Below are 22,094 nucleotides of genomic sequence, written 5' to 3' on the forward strand. Positions count from 1 at the left end.
CCGTGGTGCGCACCGGGCCCGCCCGCGGTCCGCGGGCGGGCCCGCCGGGCTCAGCTCGCCGGCTTGATGTTGTTGTTCGTGTGGAAGAAGTTCTCGGGGTCGTAGACCGCCTTGATCCGGGTCAGCCGCTCGTAGTTGGAGCCGTAGGCGTCCTCGATGCGCTCGGCGGAGTCCGCGCCCAGGTGGTTGGCGTAGACCGCGCCGGTGGTGTACGGCAGGAGTTCGGCGTACACCTTCTCGGTCCACTCGACGGCCTCCTCGTCCTTGGCCGGGTCGGTCCAGGAGGTGAGGATGCTGGTCAGGTAACCCTCGCGGTGCAGGAAGGGGGTCTCGGACGCCGGTACGTTCGACATGACACCGCCCATCAGGCCGCCGCCCACCAGGCTCCGTTCGGACGGGGCGTTGACGAACCCGTCGGCGAGGATCTGCAGCGGCTCGTCCCGCAGTTCGGGCAGCAGGAACGAGCGCGGGTAGTACCGGTGCCCGGCGACGGTGTTCTCGTCGAGCATCCGCTGCACGGCCACGTACGGCATCAGGCCGCAGTGGTCGAGGAGCGCGCCGGTGCCGAGGCCGCGCATCCGGCCGATCAGGTCCTCGGTGGAGTCGTCGGGGGCCGCGTGCACGAAGCCCAGGCCGATCGCCGGTGCACCGCCAGGGGCGGTGAGGAAGGCGAAGGAGGTGGTCAGCTCGTCGGGGGCGGTCCGGTTGAACTCGTCGAGCCGCCGGGCCACGTCCACCGTCTGGTCGATGGGAAAGGCGAGCAGCCCCGCCATGCAGTCGCCCTGCGGGTGCAGGTCGAACTCGAAGCGGGTGGCCACGCCGAAGTTCCCGCCGCCACCCCGGATCGCCCAGAACAGGTCGGGGTGGTCCTGCGCGGTGGTGGTCACCAGCTCGCCGCCGGCCAGCACGATGTCGGCGGAGACCAGGTTGTCCACGAGCAGACCCCGGTAGCGGGCGAGCCAGCCGAGGCCGCCGCCCAGGGTGAGGCCGCCGATGCCGATGTACGACTCCTGGGAACCGGTGACGGCGAGCCCGAAGCTGGTGGTCTCGGCGTCGACGTCGCCCTGCTCCAGGCCGGGCTGGACGACCAGACGGCGCTTGGCCGGGTCGACCCGTATGCCGCGCAGCCGGGAGGTGTCGAGGAGCAGTCCGCCCTCGACGGTGCCGGTGCCGGCGAAGCAGTGGCCGCCGCCCTTGACGGCCAGCTCGATGTCGTTCTCACGCGCGAAGTTGACGACCTTGACGACGTCGGATGCGCCGTCCGCCTGGACGATCGCCCCGGGGCTTTTCTGGAAGTAGCCGTTCCAGATCTGCCTGCGCTCGTCGTAGTCGGCGTCCTGCGCGGTGATGATCCGGCCCCTGATCGCCTCACCCAGCTCCGCGAGCCTGGATTCCGGGATGGCCGTACCGGTCGCGGTGACGAGTCCCACGTCAGTCCTCCTTCGGGATTGGCGAGTTCGGCCCGCGCGCCCTCGCGCAAGGAGGCCGATGCGAGGAGAACGTATGGCCGCCGCAGGGCCCGCGACACGGGGGTGAAAGAGGGTGGAAAGGCCCCCGGGGCGGCGGGGTGCGCTGGTTACGCTGGCGCACATGTCTGCACTCCGCGCGATGCCGCTGCTCACGGTGAGCGATCTCGATTCCGCAGTGGAAGCCCACATCCGGGTCACCGGGATGGAAGTGATCATGAATCACGGCTGGATCGTCACCCTCGCTCCGCCGACCGACCACTCCGTGCAGGTCAGCCTGATCACCAAGGACCCCACCGGGCCGGTGAACCCGTCGGCCTCCGTCGAGGTGGAGGACCTCGACGCGGCTCTCGCGGGGGCCCGCGCCGCCGGCCTGGAGATCCTTTACGGACCCGAGAACGAGGAATGGGGCGTACGGCGCTTCTTCTACCGGGACCACGACGGCAACGTCGTCAACGTCCTCGCCCACCTCTGACCGCCATGGCGCCCGCCTTCCGCGACCCCTCCCCCGCCCGTCCCGGCCGCGGCGTGCCGCCCGCCCGGCGGGGGAAGCCGCCCGCGCCCGCGGCGGACTCCGCGCAGGCCTTCTCCTTGCGGCTCTTCGGAGCCGGGCTGGCCTCGGCCGAACTGATGACCTGTTACCTGGGCCTGGAACTGGGCCTGTACGAAGCCCTGCGCCGCACCGGCCCCGCCACCGCCGCACAGGTGGCGAAGGAGAGGGACCTCGACGCCCGAATGGTGCGGGAGTGGCTGGAACAGCAGACCTGTGCCGGTGTGCTGACCGTCGACGCACCGGAAGCGCTGCCGGAGAACCGGCGTTTCACGCTGCCGCCCGCCCACGCGGAAGCGCTGCTCGACGCCGGCAGCCCGAACTGGATCGCCCCGCTGGTCGTGATGCCCATCGGCGGCATGGCGGCCGTGCTGCCGCAGCTGATGGACGCCTACCGCGGTCGCCGGGGCCTTCCGTACGCGGCCTACGGCGAGGCCCTGCGCGGGGGGCAGGCGGGCCTGAACCGCGGTGTATTCGAGCACCACCTTTCCGGCTGGATCAGCCGTCACCTGCCCGACATCGACGCCCGGCTGCGGGTACCGGGGAGCAGCATCGCCGACGTGGCGTGCGGTTCCGGCCTCTCCACGCTGGCGCTGGCCCGGATGTTTCCCGACGCCGAGGTGCACGGGCTGGACCTGGACGATGCGTCGATCAGGGACGCCGAGGCGAACCTCGCCGCCGCCGATCCTGCGGAGGGGCTGAGCGAACGGGTCCGCTTCCGCGCCGCCGACGCCGGGGACGCCGGGTCGGCGGGACACACCCTGGTCTGCGTGTTCGACGCCCTGCACGACATGTCGGCGCCGGTGGAGGTGCTCCGGGCCTGCCGCCGGCTGATGGCGCCCGGGGGTGCGGTGCTGCTGATGGAGCCGTCCGTCGGCGAGCGGTTCACCCCGGCGGCGCCGGACAGCGAGCGCTTCCACTACGCGGTCAGCGTGCTGCACTGTCTGCCGGTCGGCATGAGCCGGACGCCGAGCGCGGCCACGGGCACGGTGATGCGCCCGGAGACCGTGCGCCGGTACGCCGCCGAGGCGGGCCTGGACACCCGGGTGATCGACGTGGGGCACCCCTTCCACCGGCTGTACCGGCTCACGGCCCGGCCCTAGGGTGGTACGACAACGGCTCCCGGTCTCTCGCGGAGGCCGGGAGCCGTCGCGTTGCGGGAGCGTCAGCTCTCTTCCGTACGGGTCTCCTGCGTACGGTCCTCGGAGCGCCGGCGCGAGCCGCGCGGGGTGCCGACCTTGCCCGAGCGCAGGTAGTCGGCGACCAGCGCGTTGACCTCGGTGGGCTTCTCCAGCAGTGAGGCGTGCCCGCAGTTGCGTATCTCGGTGTACTCGGCGGTGGGGATCAGGTCCGCCAGCTCCCGCGACAGGTGCCGGGGCGCGACGATGTCGTGCTCCATGCCCACGACGAGCAGCGGCACCCGCACCGCGGCCACCTCCTCGTCGCTGGGGCGGAAGGCGGTGCTCGCCTCGGCGTGTCCGATGGCGCCGTGCCCGCCCGACTCCGCGAGGCCCGCCAGCCCGTCCAGGTAGGGCGCGATGAACTGGTCGCGGTTGAGCGCCCGCGGCCCGAACAGGTACATCGCCCGGAAGGCTCCCTCCAGCAGGGCAGGCACCTTGTGCCCGTTCTTGAGCCGGTCCACCGCCTCGGCCTGAATGGCCTGCTGCAGCTTGCCGGGCTTCCACGGGACCCCGATGAGCGCGGCGCGCTCGATCAGCTCGGGGCGCTTCATCGCCAGTTCCAGCAGGATCATCGCGCCCACCGAGTAGCCGATGTAGGTGCAGGGGCCCAGCTCCAACGCCTCGTTGAGTGCGGCCAGGTCCTGCCCGAGCAGTTCCACCGTGTACGGCGGAGGGGTCTCCTCCGAGGGGTGCACCCCGCGCAGGTCGAAGGTGACGACGCGGTATCCGGCCTTCGTGAGCTGCGGCACCTGCATGGTCTCGAACAGGGACGCCTGGTGCTGTCCGGGCACGAGTACGACCACGGGGCCGTCCTCGGGGCCGTAGATGTCGTAGCTCAGCGTGACGTCCGTGGGCAGGGTGACTTTCATGGTGTTCCCTTCTGAGGGCGCTCAGCCGGTGACCAGGCGCTCGAAGTCCTGACGGTTGGGTCCGACGTGTTCGCGCCGGAGATCGGGGTGCTCGCGCAGGAACGCGAGCACCCGGCGGGCCACCTTGCGGTCCCGCATCAGCTCGGCCGGGGTGAGCAGCATGTGGTAGACGCGTTCGGCGGCGACGCGTACGTGCGCGTCCTCCTCGCGCAGAACGGCGAGGGCGGTGAGGACGCGGGCGGCCAGCGAGTCGTCGTGCGCCGCGCCCGCGAGTTCGGCGAGCCGGGCGGCGTCGGTGGCGACCTGCTGCTCGAACCACGGCCCCAGGCACTGTTCGGTGGCCTCGTGCGTCTCCACGGCCCAGTCGTGCGGGTCCTGGTCGAGACGGCCGATCTTGTCCGCGACGGTCCTCGCGTGCGCCAGGGCGAGGGACACACCGCGTCCGAAGGTGGGGTTGGTCTGCACGCAGGCGTCGCCCACCAGCGCGTAACCGGTGACCAGCGGCGCCCCGTCCACGACCAGTGACCGGCGGCGGTTCTCCAGACCGGCCATCGGCATCGGGTCGCCGACCGGCGTCGCCCCGTCGAGCCAGTCGCGCACCCGGGCCACACTGGCCAGGAACCGCAGGTAGACCGGGCGTTCCAGCAGCCGGGTCCGTACGGGGTCGTGGGAGGAAATGGTGGTCGACAGGTGGAAGCGGCCGTTGTCGCCGGGGAAGGCCAGCACCGTGGCGAAGTCGAGTTCGTGCACCACCGGCGCCCGCAGGGACGGGAACCGGCCGCCCGGGTCCAGCGCGAACTCCTGGGCGATGTAGGAGAACCCGCACGACTGAGCCGTCTCCCGGGGCGGGGCGCCGCCGATCGCGGTGAGCCAGGCGGCCACCGCGGACCTGCGGCCGGTGGCGTCCAGCACCACGTCGGCGGCCAGGTCGCCGCCCTCCGCGAGGCGCACCCCGTGCACATGGGGACCACCGTGCGGCGTCCCGGCGCTCAGCAGGCCGGCGACCCTGTCGTGCAGCAGTGTGACCGAGGGGTCGGCGGCGGCACGGCGGCGCAGCGCGGCCTCGAAGACCAGCCGACGGCTGAGCAGGCCGAGGTCGTCACCGCCCGTCTCCAGGGGCACGGCGACCGCGCCCCGGCCGGTCAGCTCCGCCAGCACCTCGGGGCACTCCTCGCGCAGCACCGCGATGCCCAGCCCCAGCAGGGCGTGCCCCTGGCGGGCGTGCGGCACGCCGCGCCGTTCCCAGTCGGCCACCTCGGTGTGGGCCCCGCCCTCGGGGGGCGGGCCGTCCCGTTCGACGAGCGTCACCCGGTGTCCGCGGCCGGCGGCGAAGGCCGCGAGCCCGAGACCGGCCACTCCCGCGCCCAGTACGACGATGTCCGCCACGGTCAGCCGCGTTTCACGAGCAGCGCGAAGCGGCGCGTGGCGACGGCCGTGCACACCGCCGTGACGCCCACGGTCCAGGCGGCGGTCCCGAGCACCGGTGCGGTCAGCGCGCCCTGCTGGGAGAGCCCGGCCAGCGCGTCGGCCGCCAGGGAGACGGGGTTGACGCTCACCGCCGGCCGGATCCAGCCCGGGAACGCCTCCAGTGGTACGTAACCGCTGGACATCAGCGTCAGCACGAGCGTGGGCATCTGCACGTAGCGCACGATGATGCCGGGGTGCTGGGCGACGAGGGCGACGGCGACGGCCAGCGCGCTGCACATCATTCCGAACAGCGCCACGATCCCGAAGAAGCCGAGCACCGCCAGCGGTCCCCGGGAGAACCGGAAGCCGACCGTGTGGGCGACGAGCGTGACCAGGACGGCCACCCCCATGATCCGTACGAAGTCGCCGCCGATCCGCCCGATGACGTACGCCCGCATGTCCAGCGGCATCGCCCGCAGCCGGTTGAACACCCCGCTGCGGATGTCGCTCCACAGGGCGATCGCCGTGGTGAGGACCGAGGAGAAAGCCGTGGTGAGCACGATCAGCGGGGCGAGCCGCCGCACGTAGTCGACGTCCTGCGTGTCGCGCACCAGCACGTTGAAGGCGGCCAGCAGCATGAAGAGCTGAAGCAGCGGAAAGGCGATGGTGACGATGATCATCATCCGGTTCCGGACGAACTGGCGCAGCACCCGTCCGGCGATGACGACGGAGGCTCCGGCCAGAGTGGCCGGGTCGGGCGAGGAGGACGGCACCGACGGCGCTGCCGTCCCCGGCGACTGCACGGTCATCGGATGGCCACCTTCCTGAAGGCGACGGTCGTGGTCCACGAGAACAGGGCGAGGAGGCCCACCACCCACGCAAGGCCGGGCAGCGTCGCGCCCCAGGTGAGTTCGGTGGTCGACAGGGCGCGCAGCGCGTCGATCACCCCGGACACCGGGGAGGCCGTGACGGCCGGCCGGAGCCAGCCGGGGAAGAGGTCCGCCTCGACGAAGCCGGTGGAGAGCACCAGCAGCGGCAGGTACGGCAGGTGGAGCACCGCGCTGAGCGCCTCCAGGTTGCGAAGGCGCAGCGCGATGGTGGCCGTGGCCAGCGACAGGGCCACGGCGAACGCCACGGCGAACAGCACGAAGCCCAGTGCGGCGAGCACTCCGTGGTCGAAGCGGAAGCCCGCCAGATGCCCGGCGAGCACGATGGCGACACTGGACAGGAGACCTTGCAGCGCCACCACTGCCAGATGCGCCAGGCTCATCGCGCGCATGTCGACCGGGCTGGTCAGCAGGCGGGAGAAGACGCCGCTGGAGCGGTCGGCGGCCAGGTCGGTGGCGCTGCCGATGGCCACGAACATCAGGGCCTGGACCAGGACGGTGGGAGTGACGAAGCGGCCGAAGTCGATGCCGCGATCGTCCAGCATTCCGGCGAAGGTGCAGTAGAAGATGGCGAAGAAGAGCAGCGGCTGCACCACGGTGGCCACCAGGCCGCCCCGGGAGAACGAGCGAACCCGCAACCGGTCGAAGAGCACCTGGAAGTCGTGCCGCCAGCCGGCCGGGCGGCCCAAGGGAGCCGCGGCGCCGGGCGTGGCGCTCATCGGGTGGCCTCCTTCTCCATCGGCTCGGTGAGGGCGAAGAAGACCTCGTCGAGCGTCGGCTTGGTCACCTCGATGTCGGTGATCCGCAGCCCCTTGCCGTCCAGCCGGCCGAGCACCGCGCCGACGTCCTCGGGACGCGCCACGGGCACGGCGACCTTGTCGTCCTCGGCCGTCACGCCGGGGAGGTCGCCGAGGGCCTGACGGGCCGCCGCGGTGTCGGCGGCGCCGGTCAGGGTGAGGCGGCACATGAGGCCGCCCACGTCGAGCTTGAGCTCGTCCGAGGAGCCGTCCGCGAGGACCCGGCCCTTGTCGATGACGACGATGCGGTCGGCGAGCTGGTCGGCCTCCTCCAGGTACTGCGTGGTGAGCAGGACGGCCACGCCCCGCGCGGCCTCGGCCCTGACCATGTCCCACAGGAGTTTGCGGCTGCGCGGGTCCAGGCCGGTGGTCGGTTCGTCCAGCACCAGCACCGGCCGCGGAACCACCAGGCTCACCGCGAGGTCGAGGCGGCGGCGCATGCCGCCGGAGAGGTACCCGACGGGAGTGTACGCCGCTTCGCCGAGCTCGAACCGCTCCAGCATCTCCCCCGCCCGCCGCCGGGCCTCGCCCTTGCCGAGGCCGAGGAGCCTGCCGAAGAACACCAGGTTCTCGCGCGGGCTGATCTGTTCGTCGAGGGCGGCGAACTGCCCGGTGACGGCGATGTTGGCGCGCACCAGGGACGGGTCGGTCCCCGGGTCGTGGCCCAGGACGCGGATGGTGCCGCCGTCGGGCTGCAGCAGCGTGGTCAGGCAGTTGATGAGGGTGGTCTTGCCCGCTCCGTTGGGACCGAGCAGGCCCACCACGGTTCCGGCCGGTATCCGCAGCGACACCCGGTCGAGTGCGGTCTGCTCGCCGAATCGCTTGGTGAGGTCCGAGAGGAGGATCGCCTCGGTCATCGTGGCTCCTTCAGTTCTTCATGACGTCGTCGTGCCCGGGTCGTCGGTGGCGATCACGACGACGTCCCGACCTCGACCTGGCCCAGGACGTAGCTGACGACCTGTTCGGTGGTCCGGATGGCACGTCCGGTCTGCTCGTCGATCGGCGGCAGATCGAAGTCGTCCTCGATGGCGAACGCCATCTCCAGCAGGGCCAGGGAGTGGAAGCCCAGGTCCTCGACCAGACGCATGTCTTTGCCCGCCTCGAAACGCTCCCGCTCGGGGGCGAGCTGCTCGATGATCGCGAGCACGGTCTCACGCACCTCTGCGCTGGAGTAGGACATGTGGTCTCCTGTTCTGGGGCCGGTCGGGCGGTGGTGTGCGGGGGCCGGTCAGGCGGGGCCTTCGGTCGCGGCGGGCACCACGTCGAAGACGTGCTCGTGGCTGAGCCGCTCCCACAGCTGACGGCGGCGGCTCTTGCCGCTGCTGGTACGGGGGATCGCGCCGCGCGGCACCCGGGCCACGTGCCGGCGGGTGCCGGGGCAGGCCGTGGCGAGCACGTCCTCCGCCACCTCGGCGGCCCGGGTGTCGAGTCCCTCCAGCACGGCCACGGCGTGCGGGCGTCCGTCCGCCTCGCCGAGCACGACGCAGACCCTGCTCAGGTTGAGTCCCGCCCTGCCCAGCATCAGCTCGACGTCCTCGGCGAAGAGCGAGCGGGCATGGACCTTGACACTGTCGCCGAGCCTGCCCAGCACGTAGAACTCACCGGCCTGCTGGAAGGCGACGTCACGGGTGAGGAGCCGCCCGTCCGCGAAGACGGTGCCCTCGGCGGAGCCTTCCGAGAGGTAGCCGTCGGCCAACGAGGAGCCGGAGACGGCCAGTTCGCCGACGTGGCCCTCGGGCAGCGGCTCTCCGTCCTCGCCGACGACCTGTACCGTCAGGCCGTCCAGTGCGCGGCCGCAGCTCATCACCTGGGCCGTCGCCCGGTCCGTGGGCCCGTCCGCCAGGCTCACCTTCGCTCCGACCCGCAGCTCGTCGCGGTGCACGAGGACGGCGCGCGGAACCTCCTCGACGGGCACTCCGGTGACGGCGAGGGTGCTCTCGGCCAGCCCGTAGGCCGGGGTGAGAGTGTGCGGGGACAGGCCGTGCGGGCGCATCAGCTCCGTGAAGCGGGTCACCAGGGCGGGGTCGATGCGTTCGGCCCCCACGATCACCGCCCGGGTGCGGGAGAGGTCGGCGCCCTCCAGGTCGGCGTGGCCGACCTTGTCCACGATGCGTTGCAGGCCGAACGCCGGGGTGGCGGTGATCGTGGCGGGCTGCTCGACCCGGTTGGCGTCGAAGCGGATGACGTACGACAGCGGATGGCGCAGGAAGGTCTCGGGCCTGCACACCGCCAGCCGGTTGTTGCCCGAGACGGGCACCACCAGGCAGCCGATGAGCCCCATGTCGTGGTGCATCGGAAGCCAGGAGCACCAGGAGTCGTCGCGCCCCGCACGCTCCCAGGCGCGGATCGCGGCGGTGTTGGCGTCGAGTGCGGCGTGGCTGATCCGCACTCCCCGCGGGCGGCCCGAGCTGCCCGACGTGAACTGGACAAGGGCCTGTTCGGCGGGGTCCCGCCGGCCGGGATCGCCCGCGACGAGCTCCTCCAGGGGCAGGACGCGGGTATCCCGCCCGGTCTCGGCGAGGACCTCCACGGCGTAGTCGTGGTGGGCGGCGTCGACCAGCACGGCGCCGGCGTCCACCGCGGTGACGACGGCGCGGACGTGGGCGCGGGCCGCCTCGCCCGACATCCGGGTGGGGGGCGCCAGCACGCTCACCACGCACCCGGCGGCCTGCACCCCGTAGAAGGCGGCGACGAGGTCGGGTCCGGTCGAGCACAGCAGCGGCACGACCGCCCCGCCCGGCACACCCCGAGCGATCAGCCCGCCCGCGATCCGGAGCGCCGCGTCGGCGAGTTCGGTGTAGGGCCGGTAGGTGTGGGAGGCCTCGTCGAACATCTCCACACCGCTGTCGTCGCGAGGTGCGTCGAGCCAGTTCAGCGTACGGGGGCGACTCATCCATCACTCCTAGGCGGGGTGTCCCGGGGGCCGGGGTCTCGTCGGCGACGCTGGTGACGATAGGAGCGATCGCGGTGGCGCCCTTCGTCTCTTTCACGGCTCTGTTCGTCCCGGTCGGCGCGGCCTGGCGGCCCGGAACACTGGCTGTCATGGATGAGTTCACGCCGTGGAGCGACGAGGACGCCGCCCGCTACCGGGCAGCCGGGATCTGGCGAGGGGTGCCGCTGGGCGAGGCGCTGACGAAGACGGCACTGGCCTTCCCCGACCGGACAGCGGCCGTGGACCGCGAGCGCCGCATCACGCACGGCGAGGTGCGCGCGGAGGCCGACGACATCGCGCGCGGTCTGCTGGCCCGGGGGGTGAACCCCGGGGACCGGGTCATGGTCCAGCTGCCGAACGTCGTCGAGTTCCTCACCGTCACGGTGGGCCTGTTCCGGGCCGGAGTCATCCCGGTGTACGCGCTGCCGGGACACCGGGAGAGCGAGGTACGGCACCTGATCGAGTCCTCCGGGGCGGTCGGTTACGTCACCACCGGCCGTTTCCAGGGCTTCGACTACCGCACCCTCGCCCGGTACGCCGCGTCCCTCCCCGGCGTCCGCACGGTGATCGTGGCGGGCGACAGCGAGGACCTCACTCCGTTGTCCCGGGTCCGCGCCCAGGGCGCCGGCGGCGGGCCGCTGCCCGAGGTCGATCCCTCAGGTGTGGCGTTGCTGCTGCTCAGCGGCGGCAGCACCGGCAGGCCCAAGCTGATACCCCGGACGCACGACGACTACCTCTACAACATCGCCGCGTGCGCACAGGCCCTGGAGTTCGACGCGGAGAGCGTGTACCTGGCGGCGAACCCGGCGGCGCACAACGCCGCCCTGGGATGCCCGGGAGTGCTCGGCGCGCTGCTGGTGGGCGGCAAGGCGGTACTGGCCGCGAGCCCCTCCCCTGACGAGGTGTTCCCGCTGATCGAACGGGAGGGCGTCACCCATACCACCGTCGTGCCCGCACTCGCGGCGCTGTGGTCCAAGGTCGCCGCGAAGCGACCGGTGGACATGAAGGGGGTCGTACTCCAGGTAGGCAGCTCCAAGTTCGACGAGCAGGCCGCCGGGCGCACGCAGTCCGCGCTCGGCTGCCGCATCACGAACTGGTTCGGCATCGGCGAGGGCCTGCTCACGTACACGCGCCTGGACGACCCGGAGGAGGTGGTGCACGGAACCGAGGGCCGCCCGCTGTCCGAGTTCGACGAACTGCGCCTTGTCGACGAGGAGTTGCGCGAGGTCCCGACGGGCGCTGTGGGCGAGCTGGTCACCCGCGGCCCGTACACGATCAACGGCTACTGGAACGCGCCGGAGGCGAACCGCACCTCGTTCACCCCCGACGGCTTCTTCCGCACCGGCGACCTCGCCCGGCTCACCCCCGAGGGCAACCTGGTGATCGTCGGCCGTGCCAAGGACGTGATCAACCGGGGCGGCGAGAAGGTGTCGGCCGACGAGATCGAGGGCCACCTGCGCGGCCACGAGGCCGTCGACGACGCCGCCGTGGTGGCCAAGCCGGACGCCGGGCTCGGCGAGGCCGTCCTCGCGTTCGTGGTTCCGAGCGGGGGGCCGGGGCAGGCGCCTTCGCTGAGGGAGATCAAGCGGTACCTGGCGGGCAGGGGACTGGCCGCGTTCAAGCTGCCCGACGAGGTGCGCGAGCTGCCGGTGCTGCCGCGCACCCCGGTCGGCAAGATCGACAAGGTGGCGCTGCGGGCGACGGCGGCATCCGGTTGACCAGCGGGACGCCGCACTTCGGTACGGCCCGGACGACTGCCGTCCCTGGTGTGATCCGGACGCTGCTGCCCGCGTATGCGGCGGCCCTGGAGAGCACCCGGGAGCTGACCGGCCCCGCGCTCTTCGAAGCGGAACGGCGGCAGGTGGCCGACGTGCTGCCCGCGCGCCGCGCGGAGTACGCCACCGTCCGGCGGGTGGCGCGCGCCTGTCTGGCAGAACTGGGCGTCTCGCCGGCCGCCCTGGTGCGCGGCACCGAGGGAGCGCCCCGGTGGCCGGCCGGGACGGTCGGCTCCCTGACGCACTGCCGGGGCTACCGGGCGGCGGCGGTGGCGCGGACCCGGGACGCCGACGGTGTGGGCATCGACGCCGAGCCGTGCACGCCGCTGCCCTCCCGGGTGCTGCCTCAGGTGACCTCGGCGGCCGAGCGGGCCCACCTCGCCGAACTGGGCGCCGCCTGGCCCGGCGTGCCGTGGTGCCGGGTCCTCTTCAGCGCCAAGGAGGCGTACTACAAGGTCTGGTATCCCGCGACGGGATGCTGGCTGGGCTTCGACGACGCCGAAGTCGTCCTCGGACCCGGTCGCGACCACGGCACGTTCACGGTGCGGCCGGTATCGGGCGGCGCCCGCCGGGCCCGCCGCGCGGACGCCGCCTTCGACCCCGTCGCCACCGGCTTCCCGGCCCTGCGCGGACGGTGGGCCGCCGGTGCGCGCCTCGTCGTGACCGCGATCACCGCACCAGCGGGCTCCCTCCCGGGCCGGGCTCAGGCGGGCCGGACCGCCACCGGCACGCTGCGGTGCGCCCAGTAGGGGAACCGGAAGCCGCCCGTGCTGGGCTCCCACTCGCCCTCGCCCGCCGACTCGATGTCCGCGAACCGGGCGACCAGCCGCTCGAAGACCACCGCCCCCTCCACCCTGGCCAGCGCCGCGCCGAGACAGTGGTGCACTCCCCCGCCGAAACTCAGGTGCGGGTTGGGCGACCTGGTCAGGTCGGCCCGGTCCGGGTCGTGGAACACCCGCTCGTCGTGGTTGGCGGAGGCGAGCAGCAGCACCACCACGCGTCCTTTGCGGACCGTCAGTCCCGCGATCTCGATCGGCTCCAGGGCCATCCGGGTGGTGGCGTGGATGGGCGCGTCGTAGCGCATGAACTCCTCCAGCGCGCTGCCGACGATGCCCGGGTCCCCCCGCAACTGCCGCTGGGTGTGCGGCTGCCGCACGAGGAGGTCGCCGCCGGTGGCGATGGCGTTGGTGGTCGTCTCGAAGCCCGCGTAGTAGACGAACAGCGCGTTGTCGATGATCTCCTCGTCGCTCAGCGGCTCCTCGCCGTCCTTGACCGCGGCGAGCATCCGCGACAGCAGGTCCTCGCCGGGGCGGCGTCTGCGCTCGCGGACCAGCTGGGCCATGTAGTCGCGCAGCTCGACCACGGCCCCGTGCGCCTCGCGTTGCTTCTCCGGCGGGATGAACACCGCGAAGGCCTGGGCGAGCGAGTTGGAGAGGCGCGCGATGTCGGCCCGGTCGGGGTGGGGGACGTCCAGCAGCTCGCTCATCACCGTCATCGGTACGGGCACGGCCAGGTCGGTGACGAGGTCGAGGCGGCGCTCGTCGGCGAACCGGTCCAGCATGCCGTCGACGAGCCGGGCGATGGGTTCGCGCAGCCCGCGCACCATCGCCGGACTGAGCGACTTCACGAGCAGCCGGCGCAGCCGGGTGTGGCCGGGCGGATCCCGGTCGACGATGATGCGCCGCAGGTAGTCGTTGGCCGGCCCCTCGCCCACCGACACCGCCTGGTACTCCTCGGGGAACTCCCGGCCCAGCCGAGGGTCGCGGAGCAGCGCTGAGACCTCCTCGTGCCGCGGGAAGACCCACTGTCCCGGGCCTCCCCGGCAGACCGGGCCGTACCCGCGCAGGCGGCGGTAGACCGGGTAGGGGTCACGCATGGCGCGCGCGTCGTCCAGCAGGAAGCGCGGCATGTTCAGCACGGTGTTCAACGCTGCGTCACCTCCCGGCACCCTCGGGTGCGCGGCTCGGGTCCGGTGGTTGCCTCACCCGCCCAGTCTGCGAGCCCGGTGCGGGGCGCCGTACGGCGGTGAAGGACTGACGACAGGTTCCCCCGCCCCCGCCCCCGGGCTGTCAGGCTCCTCACCGGACACCACGCGTAAGTCACAGGAGGTGCCGGCCGTATGCGAGAGCTGCCCGTCAGGTTCGACTCCCGGGATCCCGCCGTGGTCGCGGACCCCTACCCGGTGTACGCCGCTCTGCGTGCGGCCGGACGCCTGGCCCGCGGCGCGGCCGGCCAGTGGGTGGTGTCGCACCACCAGGACGTCAGCCGGCTGCTCAAGGACCGTCGGCTCGGGCACGAGTACCCGCCGGAGTACCACGAGTTCTCCACCGGGGCCGGGCCCGCGAACGAGTTCCTGAAGCGGATCGTGCTGGACCAGGACGCGCCCGCGCACACCTTCCTGCGGGGCATCATGCAGCGTTCGTTCAGCCCGGGGCTGATGCGCAGGCTGGAGGACTACGTCGCCGCCCAGGTGGACCGGCTGATGGCCGAGGCCCAGGACCGGGCGGGCCGGGGCGGGGTGCTGGACGCGGTCGGCGACCTGGCCTTCCCGTTGCCGGTCACCGTGGTCTGCGAGCTGATCGGCATTCCGGACGTGGACCGGGACGCGGTTCGGCCGCACGCGGTGGAGCTGGCCAAGGCGTTCGCCCTGTACGTGCCCGTGGGGGAGCGGGCGGCGGCGCACGCCGCAGTGACCTGGTTGCGCGACTATGTCTCGGCGCTGGTCGACGAACGGGCGAAGCGGCCCGCCGACGACCTGATCAGCAACCTGCTGGCAGCGCGGCGCACGCATGCCGGCTTCGACCGGGAGACACTGGTCGACAACGTGGTGTTCCTGTTCTTCGCGGGCTTCGAGACCACCACCAACCTGATCTCCACGATCTTCTCCGGGCTGCTGCGACACCCGGGACAGTTGGCCCTGTTGCGGGAGCGGCCCGAGCTGGCGGTCCCCGCCGTCGAGGAGTTCCTGCGCTACGACGCGCCGATCCAGGCCACCGCGCGCTATGTGAGGGAGGCGGTGGAGATCGAGGGCCGCACCGTGCGCGCCGGCCGCATCCTGGTGCTGCTGCTGGGGTCCGCCAACCATGACCCGGCCCGGTTCGCCGACCCCGAGCGGCTCGACATCACACGTGACCCCAATCCGCACGTGAGTTTCGGTGGCGGTGCACATCACTGCCTGGGCGCGGCACTGGCCCAGGTGGAGGGACGGGCCGTGCTGCGGTGGCTGGCGCACGCACCGGCCACACCGGCCACGGCGGGCCCCGTGGAGCGGCGGCCCAGCGTCACCTTCCGGGCCTACCGGAGCATCCCGGTGAGGCTGGAGGCCGCCGAACGGCCACGGCCGGCGCCCGCGCCCTGACCCCGCCCGCCCCGCGGCGGCGCAGTGCCCCGGCCCGTCCCCCTCCGTGGCGGGGGCGACGCATCGGGCTCCACCGGACCTGCGGCCACGGGACGCGGCGAAGCGCTGGCCCCGCCCCTCCTGCCGCGGCCGCGGGCGGTGACGCACCGGACCCCGGCCGCTTTCGGGCTCTGCCGCCTCCGACCGCGCCGCCCCTGCAGCCGCACCATGCCTTCACGGGGCCGGCCTCGGAGGTGCCCGGCCCCCGCACAGGCCCGGAAGACGCCGCGCCGCTCCCGCGCGGACCCGACGGGCCCGGCTACGGCACGCGCTCCGCGGGACGGGCGCACCGGGTCTCGGCCGAACGCGTCGCCGCGGCGGTCAGCCGCGTGCCCTGCTCCAGCAGACCGACGCCCCGGCAGGCGGCCGCCAGCCCGAGCAGCGCCCCGCGGTACGCCTCGATCTCCCTGGAACCGGCGCCCCCGCTCTCGTCCTCCGCGCTACCGGCCGCCTCCCGGCCTCCGCCCTCCGGGGCCAGGACGAAGCGCAGGTTGTGTGCGAGCTGCGCGGCCGCGACGAAGAACTCCTCCTGTCCGGAGGCGCACAGCGTCTCCACCACCGCGGGCAGCCCCCGCTCGCAGAGCTCCGTCGCCTCTTTGCGGCTGTTGATCTCGGGGAGGTGGGGAAGCGCGTCGGCACCGGCGCCGGCCCCGTCGTCCGGCCGCCCGTGCAGGAGGCAGCTTCGTGAGGTGACCGCCAGGTGGTGGGCGAGCAGCCGGCGGAGCGCGGAGCGCCGGCCGCCGCCGCGCAGGAGCCGCTCGAACTCGTCCGTGCCCGTCGTGACACCGGCCATGAGCCCGTGCAGGGTGTAGCGGCCGATGTGGGGCTGTTCGAGGAGGTTCACGTCGAGCAGGCTTTCCAACAGCAGCTCGGCTTCGGCTGGATCGGTGTCGAGCAGGGCCGCCGCCTCGTACACGCCCATGCCCGCGTCGGGCACCATGGCCAGCACGCACAAGGCATGGCGCTGCGCGCCGGTCAGCGCGTCGAAGGAGAGCTGGAGCACCGACCGGACGCTCCGGTCGCCCACCTGGAGTTCGGCAAGCCGACGCCGCATGTCGCCCAGGCGCTCCACCAGATGGGGCAGTGTCCAGGCGGGGCGGCTGCGCAGCTTGGCGGCGGCCAGGCGCAGTGCCAGCGGGAGTCCCCCGCAGTACGCGACGAGCAGTTCCGCTGCCTGGGGCTCCAGTCCGCCCCCGAGCAGCCGCTCAAGCAGTTCTCGGGAGTCGCCCGCACTCATCCGGGAGGCCGGGCAGGGCTCGGTGCCGTCGAGGCCGTAGAGGCGGCGGCGGCTGGTGATCAGAACCAGGGAACCGTTGCCCGGCGGCAGCAGCGGCACGATCTGCGCCTCGCTCGCGGCGTTGTCGAGCAGCAGCATCATCTTGGAGTCGGCCAGCCGGGCGCGCCACATGGCCACCTGGCTGTCGAGGTCCGCCGGGATGCGCTGCGCCTTGATCCCCAGTGAGCGGAGGAGCACCTGAAGGACCTCGGCGGGTTCGCGGGGTCGCCCGCAGGGGCTGAAGGCGTGCAGGTCGACGTAGAACTGACCGTCCGGAAAGTCCTGCGCCAGCCGATGGGCCGTGTGCAGGGCGAGCGCCGTCTTGCCGACGCCGCCCATGCCGTCGACGCAGATGAGCAGCGGCCCCGGGCCCCGGGAGCCCGCCCTGGCGGTCCGCAGCAGGGTGTCCACCTCCTCCCGGCGGCCGACGAAGTCGGTCGGCCCGTGGGGCAGGGTGCAGGTGGCCCGGTCGGGCGTCTTGCGGACCCGTGGTGCCATGTGCTGTCTACCCGCGTCGAGTTCGGTGGTCACGGGCTGTTCGTAGTCGCGGGGCGAGGCCCCGCGCAGGTAGGTGTGCGCGTCACCGCACAGCACCGCTTCATGCACCTGGGCCAGCGAGTGGTCGGGGTCGATGCCCAGTTCGTCGCGGAGCAGGGTGCGGATCTCGGCGTACTCGGCGAGCGCGTCGGCCTGCCTGCCGGAGAGGGACAGCGCGAGCATGAGCTGTGCGCGCAGGTCCTCCGCGAGCGGGTGCTGCGCCACGAGGTCCCGCAGGTCCTCTATCACCAGCGCCGGTGGCGACGAGCGCAGCCGCAGCGAGATCAGTTCCTTCTGGACGGCGAGCCGCCGCTCCTCCACCACCCGGGCGGCGGCGCGGATCGGGCCGCTCTCCACATCGTCGCCGTCGACGATGCCGGCCGCCACCTGTCCACGGAAGAGGGACAGGGCCATCTGCAGTTCCTGGATGCGCTGCGCCTCGCCCACTCCGCTCTGCGCGAGTTTGCGGACCCGCAGGCGGCGCTGGTTGAACTCCACCAGGTCGGACTCGACCGCGCTGACGTTCAGCCGGTAGTTCGGGCCGTCGGTGAGCAGGTGCGCGCCCGCGCCCGGTATGGAGTGGCGGAGTTGGGCCACCGCCTTGCGCACCTGGTTGGAAGCGGTCGCCGGGCAGCACGAGCCCCAGACCGCCTTGGCGAGACGAGGGGTGCTGAGCACTTCGCCGGGGGACAGCATCAGCAAGGTGAGCACGCGGCGTGCCACGGTGCCGGGCAGACGGACCGGTGCGTCCCCGCACCGCACGGCGACCGACCCCAGCACCTGAAAGCGCAGCCCCGCTTCCCGCGCGGTCATACGGCCGGCTCGCGGTGCGCGGGCCGTGCCGTCGGGCGTGCCTCCTCAGGGGTGACGGACCTCGGACATCGATGACGAGCGAGCGGCGCCCGACCGCAGTGCCGCAGCCGCGAACCCCCCGCCGCGCCCACGTGCTCGTGGCGACACCCATCTTGTTCCAGCACCACGCCATCCCCTAAACCGGCTGAGCTACGAACGAAGAACTGCCCCGCCTTCTGGTCGAAAGGAGGGGAAACCAAGGGAAGACAGACAAGTGACCCACTGTGGCCACTAAGATTTCGCAATCTGACACGATGAACACATAGTGGCGCAGGCGCTACCCACGAACACCCATCGCAAACGCACCCGAATCAGTCCCGTCACATCCCAGGGACAAAAATGACTATAATCGCGCGATTCGCAGGTCTCGGCGTCCGGAATATTGCATTCTGCCACGCGTCGTCGATGTCAAATCGACCGAAAGTGCGCAGCTCGCCAAGCACCACAGCCACTGACCCGCGGTGCCCGGTGCCGACCCGTACGAGTAGCTGATCCGAGCCGCGATCCTGCCTGCTGCGGCCCGCCGCCCGTCAGGGAATGAGCCCGGCCGTCCCGGGGCCGTCGAGCAGCAGAACGCGCCTTTCACGCCCGGAGGGCTGGACGGACCCACCCGGAGAGGACCATGTCCCTTCGGTGGCGCCAGCCCGCGGCGGCAGAGCGCAAGGGTCTCTCCATCACGACTGACGGCACGTCAGCGAAGTCGGCATCGGGTCGGCAAGTGTCCTGCCACAGCTGCCCGCAGACAGCCACACCGCGGCATCGCCCATCACCGCGGACTGAGGCCGGCGAGCGTCCGGCCGTTTTCCGGCAGGCGGGCGGGAGGCAGTGAAAATCACTGACCGCCTGCGCCCAGCGGTCGGCAACCGCCGCACTACCGCAGGTCAGCGCACCCTCCCCCGCGGTTTCAGCGGCGCCGTCGGCAGCGTCGGCGCAGGCAGCGGAGCCCCGTCGTACCCCTTCACCTCGCCGAACCGCGTCCCCTCCGTCCAGTCCCGACGGGCCTGCGCGATCTCCTCCTGGGAGCGCCCGATCCAGTTCCAGAACATGATCAGTTCCTCCTCGAACGGCTCGCCGCCCAGGAGCATCACGGACGCGTCCGCGTCGGCGCGCAGGGGGAGTTCGGTGCGGCCGCAGCCGAGGTAGAGCATCGAGCCGGGCAGGACCGGGACACCGTCGACGTGGGCCTCGCCGGACATGGACAGGACGGCGTACTCGAAGTCCGGGTCCAGGGGCAGGCGTACGTCCGCGCCCCGGGACAGCGCGAGGTCGGCGCCCACGATCGGGGTGTACGCCGTGCCCGGCGACCTCGCGCCGTCGAGGTCGCCGAGGATCAGCGTGGCCCTCAGGCCCGGCGCCGTGACGGTCGGCAGGTCGGCGTGGTGTTCGAAGTTCGGGTCGGTGTGCCGGTCGGCGTCCGGCAAGGCGACCCACAGTTGCGCGCCGTGCAGGAAACGGGCGTGCGGCCGGGGACTCTCCTCGGAGTGGCTGATGGCCCGGCCGGAGGTCATCAGGCCCAGTTCGCCGGGGCGGATCGTCTGGAGGCTGCCGGTCGAGTCGCGGTGCAGCACCTCGCCCTCCTTCAGCCAGCTCACCGTCTGCAGACCCATGTGCGGATGCGGGGGCACCTGCATGCCCGGCTCGTCGGCGACGTCGTCGGGACCGTAGTGGTCGACGAAGCACCAGGCGCCGATCATGCGGCGGCCCAGGTTGGGCAGCAGCCTGCGGACCTCGGTGGACTCGCCGAGCCGGACCCGGCGCGGGCTGAGGAGCTCGCGTACGGGCTCCGCCACCACGAACCCACGGCCGCCGCACACCGCCGGCACCGCCTGGCGATCAAGGTTGCTCATGGGGCCCAACCTAGACCCGCGCGAGCCGTCGCGTCAGCGCGCCGGGCGCGCCGAGGAACGGCGTCCGGGCCGCCGCCCCCGCTCCAGAGGTAGTGGAATATTCAACTAAAGGGCCCGGTTGTGGGCGTCGAAGGAGGTCGGAAGTGAAGACGACGACGTACTACGACCACGGAACCGCGGCCGAGCGCTGGGAGCGGGCCCGGATGTTCTTCGACGCCCGGGACTACGCCGGTGCGGCGAGGGTCCTGGACGGGCTGGTCGAGGAGGTGCCCGAGCAGACCGGGCCCCGGCTGCTGCTGGCGCGCGCCTACTACCACTCCGCCCAACTGCACCGCGCTGAGGCCGAGTTGCGCATCATCGTGGAGCGCGACCCGGTGGAGGCCTATGCCCGGCTGATGCTCGGCCGCACACTCCAGCGGCAGGGGCGGCACGAGGAGGCCGCCACCCATCTGCGGATCGCCTCCGCACTCGCGGGCGAGTTCGAGGAGGGGCAGGTCCCGGGAGCGCGCGCACGTCGCGGGCGCGGGTAGGTCCGCGGGGACGCGCAGGGCGCTCCGGGGGCTCCTCGGTCGCGTAGGCGCACGTAGGTTCTGGGGGTGGGTGAGCCCCCGGGAGCGTCACAGGGGCGTCGCGGCGTACAGGGTGAGGAACAGGGTGACCGCGGAGTTCGCCGAGGACATCGCGGAGACCGCCGCACCGGCCGCGGCGCCCCACGCGGCGGCGCCGACCGCCGTGCACACCGGTGGCCAGCGCCGTACGACGGGCGCGGGCGCCAGCAGGGCCGCGACGCGGCGCGGGACCGGTCCGGCGGCGGCCAGCGCGGGGAGGGTGGGCGCGGGCGCGGCGGGTGTCAGCAGCGCCGCCTTGCCGATCGCCCGGGCCACCGCGCGCCGGTCGCCGGTCGCCTGCGCGGCCGCCTCGTCGGCCCAGCGCTCGGCGGTGTAGAGGACGGCGGAGCGCAGCGGGCGCAGGAACGGGTTGGCGCGGGCCGCCAGGTGCACGGCGAGCAGGTGGCGGTGGTGCCGGGCGGCCAGGTGCGCGCGTTCGTGCGCGAACAGGGCGCGCCGTTCGGCGGGCCGGAGGCCCGCGAGCAGGGCGGCGGTGACGACGATCCTGCCCGGGCCGCCGGGCAGCGCGTACGCGTACGGCGTGTCGTCGGGCAGTACGACGACACGCCGGCCGGGAAGCCCGCTCAGCGCTCGCCGGGCGCGCCGGGTGACCCGCCGGTGCCGCCACAGGGTGCGGCCGCAGACCGCCGCGACCGCGGCCAGGGCGGGGATCGCCGCGCGGCCGGCGATCCCGTCGCAGGGGACGGCCGCCCGCACCTCGGGGTCGGACCAGCCGTCCGGCAGCGGGTTGCCCGGAAGTTGCGCGGTGCCGACGACCATGAGCAGCGCGAGGCACAGCGTGCTGCACACGGACATGACCACCGCCACCGCGGTCAGCAGCCGGGTGGCGGTGCGCGGATGCAGATGCAGCTCGGCAAGCCGGGCCACCGGCCAGGCGGTCAGCGGCAGCACCAGCGGCAGGAAGACGAAGATCCCCATACCGCCTCAGGCCTCCGGGGTGCCGCCTGCGGCGGGGGCGGCCCGCACGAGCGGGCTGCCCGGCGCGGGGGTGGTGGCCGATGCGGAGGTGGCGCTCGCCGCGGGGCAGTCGGTGGGCGCGGGAGCGGCATCCGGTGCGGCCGCAGTCCCCGGCGTGGCCGCCGCCCCCGCCGCTCGCCGGGCCGACCCGCCGGTCACCGGCGCTCCTCACCGCGGCCGCCCGGCCCGGCCCGGCGGGCCGCACCGGCACTCGCCTGGCCCGCCGCCCCGCTGCTCCCCTGGTCCTCCGGTGCGGGCAGCGGCACCGGCAGCACCTCCGCCGTCGGTTCGGTCGCCGTGTCGAGCAGGGCACGCAGTACCTGTTCGTCACCCGGGGGCAGGGCGGTGACGAAGCTGGCGAGGACGGCCTCGCGGTCGCGTTCGCCGTCCAGCAGGCGGCGCATCCGCAGCGCCGCGAGCCGGGCGACGTCCGCGGTCGGCGTCCATACGAAGGAGCGGCCCCGGCGCTCGCGGGAGACCACGTCCTTGGCGAGCAGCCGGGTGAGGATGGTGACGACGGTGGTGTAGGCGAGGTCGCCGCCCAGACGTTGCTGCACCCAGGCCGCGGTGACCGGGCCGTCCGCCTCGCGCAGCGCGCCGAGGACCTGGCCCTCCAGCTGGCCCTGGCCGCGCCGGGCGGCTCCCCGCCGGTGCTGCGCCACCATGTCCGTGTCTCCCTCCGGCGTCGGCGTATCGCACCACGCTACTGCACGCCGCCGGGCACGCCGCCGGGCG

At 73.1% G+C, this 22,094-nt stretch carries 19 protein-coding genes; 6 read left to right on the top strand and 13 right to left on the bottom strand.

What is annotated here, in order from left to right:
- Nucleotides 1–50: 50 nt before the first annotated feature.
- Complete coding sequence (locus AB0N63_RS31710) at nucleotides 51–1,430, bottom strand: FAD-binding oxidoreductase (protein WP_365534472.1); 1,380 nt, start codon at nucleotides 1,428–1,430, stop codon at nucleotides 51–53.
- A 160-nt stretch (nucleotides 1,431–1,590) separates the two neighbouring features.
- Between AB0N63_RS31710 and AB0N63_RS31715 the strand changes: the two genes are divergently transcribed.
- Entirely contained in the window at nucleotides 1,591–1,941 is a 351-nt protein-coding gene (locus AB0N63_RS31715; RefSeq protein WP_365534475.1) for a VOC family protein, read from the top strand.
- A gap of 5 nt (nucleotides 1,942–1,946) precedes the next feature.
- Nucleotides 1,947–3,119, top strand: a complete 1,173-nt coding sequence (locus tag AB0N63_RS31720; RefSeq protein ID WP_365534477.1) for a methyltransferase domain-containing protein — start codon at nucleotides 1,947–1,949, stop codon at nucleotides 3,117–3,119.
- Nucleotides 3,120–3,181: 62 nt separating this feature from the next.
- Here the strand turns inward: AB0N63_RS31720 and AB0N63_RS31725 are convergent, their stop codons facing one another.
- Genes AB0N63_RS31725 through AB0N63_RS31755 form a run of 7 tightly spaced genes read right to left on the bottom strand, consistent with a single transcriptional unit; the run spans nucleotide 3,182 to nucleotide 10,050 of the window.
- A complete protein-coding gene (locus AB0N63_RS31725; RefSeq protein ID WP_365534479.1) occupies nucleotides 3,182–4,066 on the bottom strand; it encodes an alpha/beta hydrolase in 885 nt (294 codons plus the stop codon).
- A 21-nt stretch (nucleotides 4,067–4,087) separates the two neighbouring features.
- Nucleotides 4,088–5,452, bottom strand: a complete 1,365-nt coding sequence (locus tag AB0N63_RS31730) for an FAD-dependent oxidoreductase (RefSeq protein ID WP_365534481.1) — start codon at nucleotides 5,450–5,452, stop codon at nucleotides 4,088–4,090.
- A gap of 2 nt (nucleotides 5,453–5,454) precedes the next feature.
- The gene (locus tag AB0N63_RS31735; protein ID WP_365534483.1) at nucleotides 5,455–6,282 is read right to left on the bottom strand and encodes an ABC transporter permease; all 828 of its coding nucleotides are present in this window, start codon (nucleotides 6,280–6,282) and stop codon (nucleotides 5,455–5,457) included.
- Nucleotides 6,279–7,079 carry an ABC transporter permease gene (locus tag AB0N63_RS31740; RefSeq protein ID WP_365534485.1) on the bottom strand — a complete coding sequence of 267 codons (801 nt, stop codon included), beginning with the start codon at nucleotides 7,077–7,079 and terminating at the stop codon, nucleotides 6,279–6,281. The genes AB0N63_RS31735 and AB0N63_RS31740 overlap by 4 nt, the downstream gene beginning before the upstream one ends.
- The gene (locus AB0N63_RS31745; RefSeq protein ID WP_365534488.1) at nucleotides 7,076–8,014 is read right to left on the bottom strand and encodes an ATP-binding cassette domain-containing protein; all 939 of its coding nucleotides are present in this window, start codon (nucleotides 8,012–8,014) and stop codon (nucleotides 7,076–7,078) included. Before AB0N63_RS31745 ends, AB0N63_RS31740 begins: the two co-directional genes overlap by 4 nt.
- Nucleotides 8,015–8,067: 53 nt before the next feature.
- Nucleotides 8,068–8,337 carry a hypothetical protein gene (locus AB0N63_RS31750; protein ID WP_365534490.1) on the bottom strand — a complete coding sequence of 90 codons (270 nt, stop codon included), beginning with the start codon at nucleotides 8,335–8,337 and terminating at the stop codon, nucleotides 8,068–8,070.
- A gap of 48 nt (nucleotides 8,338–8,385) precedes the next feature.
- Entirely contained in the window at nucleotides 8,386–10,050 is a 1,665-nt protein-coding gene (locus AB0N63_RS31755; protein ID WP_365534493.1) for an AMP-binding protein, read from the bottom strand.
- A 149-nt stretch (nucleotides 10,051–10,199) separates the two neighbouring features.
- On the opposite strand from AB0N63_RS31755, the gene AB0N63_RS31760 reads away from it, so the two are divergent.
- The gene (locus AB0N63_RS31760) at nucleotides 10,200–11,807 is read left to right on the top strand and encodes an AMP-binding protein (protein ID WP_365534496.1); all 1,608 of its coding nucleotides are present in this window, start codon (nucleotides 10,200–10,202) and stop codon (nucleotides 11,805–11,807) included.
- Between the two features lie 50 nt (nucleotides 11,808–11,857).
- On the top strand, nucleotides 11,858–12,613 hold the full coding sequence (locus AB0N63_RS31765) for a 4'-phosphopantetheinyl transferase superfamily protein (protein WP_365534498.1): 756 nt from the start codon (nucleotides 11,858–11,860) through the stop codon (nucleotides 12,611–12,613).
- Here the strand turns inward: AB0N63_RS31765 and AB0N63_RS31770 are convergent.
- Nucleotides 12,568–13,782 (bottom strand): cytochrome P450, encoded by a 1,215-nt coding sequence (locus AB0N63_RS31770; protein ID WP_365534528.1) that lies wholly within the window; start codon nucleotides 13,780–13,782, stop codon nucleotides 12,568–12,570. The genes AB0N63_RS31765 and AB0N63_RS31770 overlap by 46 nt on opposite strands.
- A 201-nt stretch (nucleotides 13,783–13,983) precedes the next feature.
- Here AB0N63_RS31770 and AB0N63_RS31775 point away from each other — a divergent pair, with 201 nt between their 5' ends.
- Nucleotides 13,984–15,222, top strand: coding sequence for a cytochrome P450 (locus AB0N63_RS31775; RefSeq protein WP_365534500.1), 1,239 nt, complete (start codon nucleotides 13,984–13,986; stop codon nucleotides 15,220–15,222).
- A 298-nt stretch (nucleotides 15,223–15,520) separates the two neighbouring features.
- On the opposite strand, the gene AB0N63_RS31780 is transcribed toward AB0N63_RS31775, so the two are convergent.
- Together AB0N63_RS31780 and AB0N63_RS31785 are read right to left on the bottom strand one after the other, a co-directional pair.
- Entirely contained in the window at nucleotides 15,521–17,785 is a 2,265-nt protein-coding gene (locus tag AB0N63_RS31780) for a BTAD domain-containing putative transcriptional regulator (RefSeq protein WP_365534502.1), read from the bottom strand.
- 1,022 nt (nucleotides 17,786–18,807) lie between these two features.
- Nucleotides 18,808–19,773 carry a pirin family protein gene (locus AB0N63_RS31785; protein ID WP_365534504.1) on the bottom strand — a complete coding sequence of 322 codons (966 nt, stop codon included), beginning with the start codon at nucleotides 19,771–19,773 and terminating at the stop codon, nucleotides 18,808–18,810.
- Nucleotides 19,774–19,976: 203 nt separating this feature from the next.
- Between AB0N63_RS31785 and AB0N63_RS31790 the strand changes: the two genes are divergently transcribed.
- Nucleotides 19,977–20,303: a tetratricopeptide repeat protein gene (locus tag AB0N63_RS31790; RefSeq protein ID WP_365534530.1), complete on the top strand. Its 327-nt coding sequence runs from the start codon at nucleotides 19,977–19,979 to the stop codon at nucleotides 20,301–20,303.
- A gap of 87 nt (nucleotides 20,304–20,390) precedes the next feature.
- Here the strand turns inward: AB0N63_RS31790 and AB0N63_RS31795 are convergent, their stop codons facing one another.
- Together AB0N63_RS31795 and AB0N63_RS31800 are read right to left on the bottom strand one after the other, a co-directional pair.
- Nucleotides 20,391–21,320: a M56 family metallopeptidase gene (locus tag AB0N63_RS31795; RefSeq protein ID WP_365534507.1), complete on the bottom strand. Its 930-nt coding sequence runs from the start codon at nucleotides 21,318–21,320 to the stop codon at nucleotides 20,391–20,393.
- Nucleotides 21,321–21,514: 194 nt separating this feature from the next.
- Nucleotides 21,515–22,024: a BlaI/MecI/CopY family transcriptional regulator gene (locus tag AB0N63_RS31800; RefSeq protein WP_365534509.1), complete on the bottom strand. Its 510-nt coding sequence runs from the start codon at nucleotides 22,022–22,024 to the stop codon at nucleotides 21,515–21,517.
- Nucleotides 22,025–22,094 lie beyond the last annotated feature (70 nt).

Origin of the sequence: Streptomyces sp. NPDC093260, from assembly GCF_040683715.1 — a bacterium.
GTDB classification, from domain to species: Bacteria; Actinomycetota; Actinomycetes; order Streptomycetales; family Streptomycetaceae; genus Streptomyces; species Streptomyces sennicomposti.

Excerpts from the sequence above, each read along its gene's own strand:
- AB0N63_RS31715 (WP_365534475.1), top strand. The coding sequence starts at position 1,591 with ATGTCTGCACTCCGCGCGATGCCGCTGCTCACGGTGAGCGATCTCGAT.
- AB0N63_RS31720 (WP_365534477.1), top strand. The coding sequence starts at position 1,947 with ATGGCGCCCGCCTTCCGCGACCCCTCCCCCGCCCGTCCCGGCCGCGGC.
- AB0N63_RS31725 (WP_365534479.1), bottom strand. The coding sequence starts at position 4,066 with ATGAAAGTCACCCTGCCCACGGACGTCACGCTGAGCTACGACATCTAC.
- AB0N63_RS31735 (WP_365534483.1), bottom strand. The coding sequence starts at position 6,282 with ATGACCGTGCAGTCGCCGGGGACGGCAGCGCCGTCGGTGCCGTCCTCC.
- AB0N63_RS31740 (WP_365534485.1), bottom strand. The coding sequence starts at position 7,079 with ATGAGCGCCACGCCCGGCGCCGCGGCTCCCTTGGGCCGCCCGGCCGGC.
- AB0N63_RS31745 (WP_365534488.1), bottom strand. The coding sequence starts at position 8,014 with ATGACCGAGGCGATCCTCCTCTCGGACCTCACCAAGCGATTCGGCGAG.
- AB0N63_RS31750 (WP_365534490.1), bottom strand. The coding sequence starts at position 8,337 with ATGTCCTACTCCAGCGCAGAGGTGCGTGAGACCGTGCTCGCGATCATC.
- AB0N63_RS31755 (WP_365534493.1), bottom strand. The coding sequence starts at position 10,050 with ATGAGTCGCCCCCGTACGCTGAACTGGCTCGACGCACCTCGCGACGAC.
- AB0N63_RS31760 (WP_365534496.1), top strand. The coding sequence starts at position 10,200 with ATGGATGAGTTCACGCCGTGGAGCGACGAGGACGCCGCCCGCTACCGG.
- AB0N63_RS31775 (WP_365534500.1), top strand. The coding sequence starts at position 13,984 with ATGCGAGAGCTGCCCGTCAGGTTCGACTCCCGGGATCCCGCCGTGGTC.
- AB0N63_RS31785 (WP_365534504.1), bottom strand. The coding sequence starts at position 19,773 with ATGAGCAACCTTGATCGCCAGGCGGTGCCGGCGGTGTGCGGCGGCCGT.
- AB0N63_RS31790 (WP_365534530.1), top strand. The coding sequence starts at position 19,977 with ATGTTCTTCGACGCCCGGGACTACGCCGGTGCGGCGAGGGTCCTGGAC.
- AB0N63_RS31795 (WP_365534507.1), bottom strand. The coding sequence starts at position 21,320 with ATGGGGATCTTCGTCTTCCTGCCGCTGGTGCTGCCGCTGACCGCCTGG.
- AB0N63_RS31800 (WP_365534509.1), bottom strand. The coding sequence starts at position 22,024 with ATGGTGGCGCAGCACCGGCGGGGAGCCGCCCGGCGCGGCCAGGGCCAG.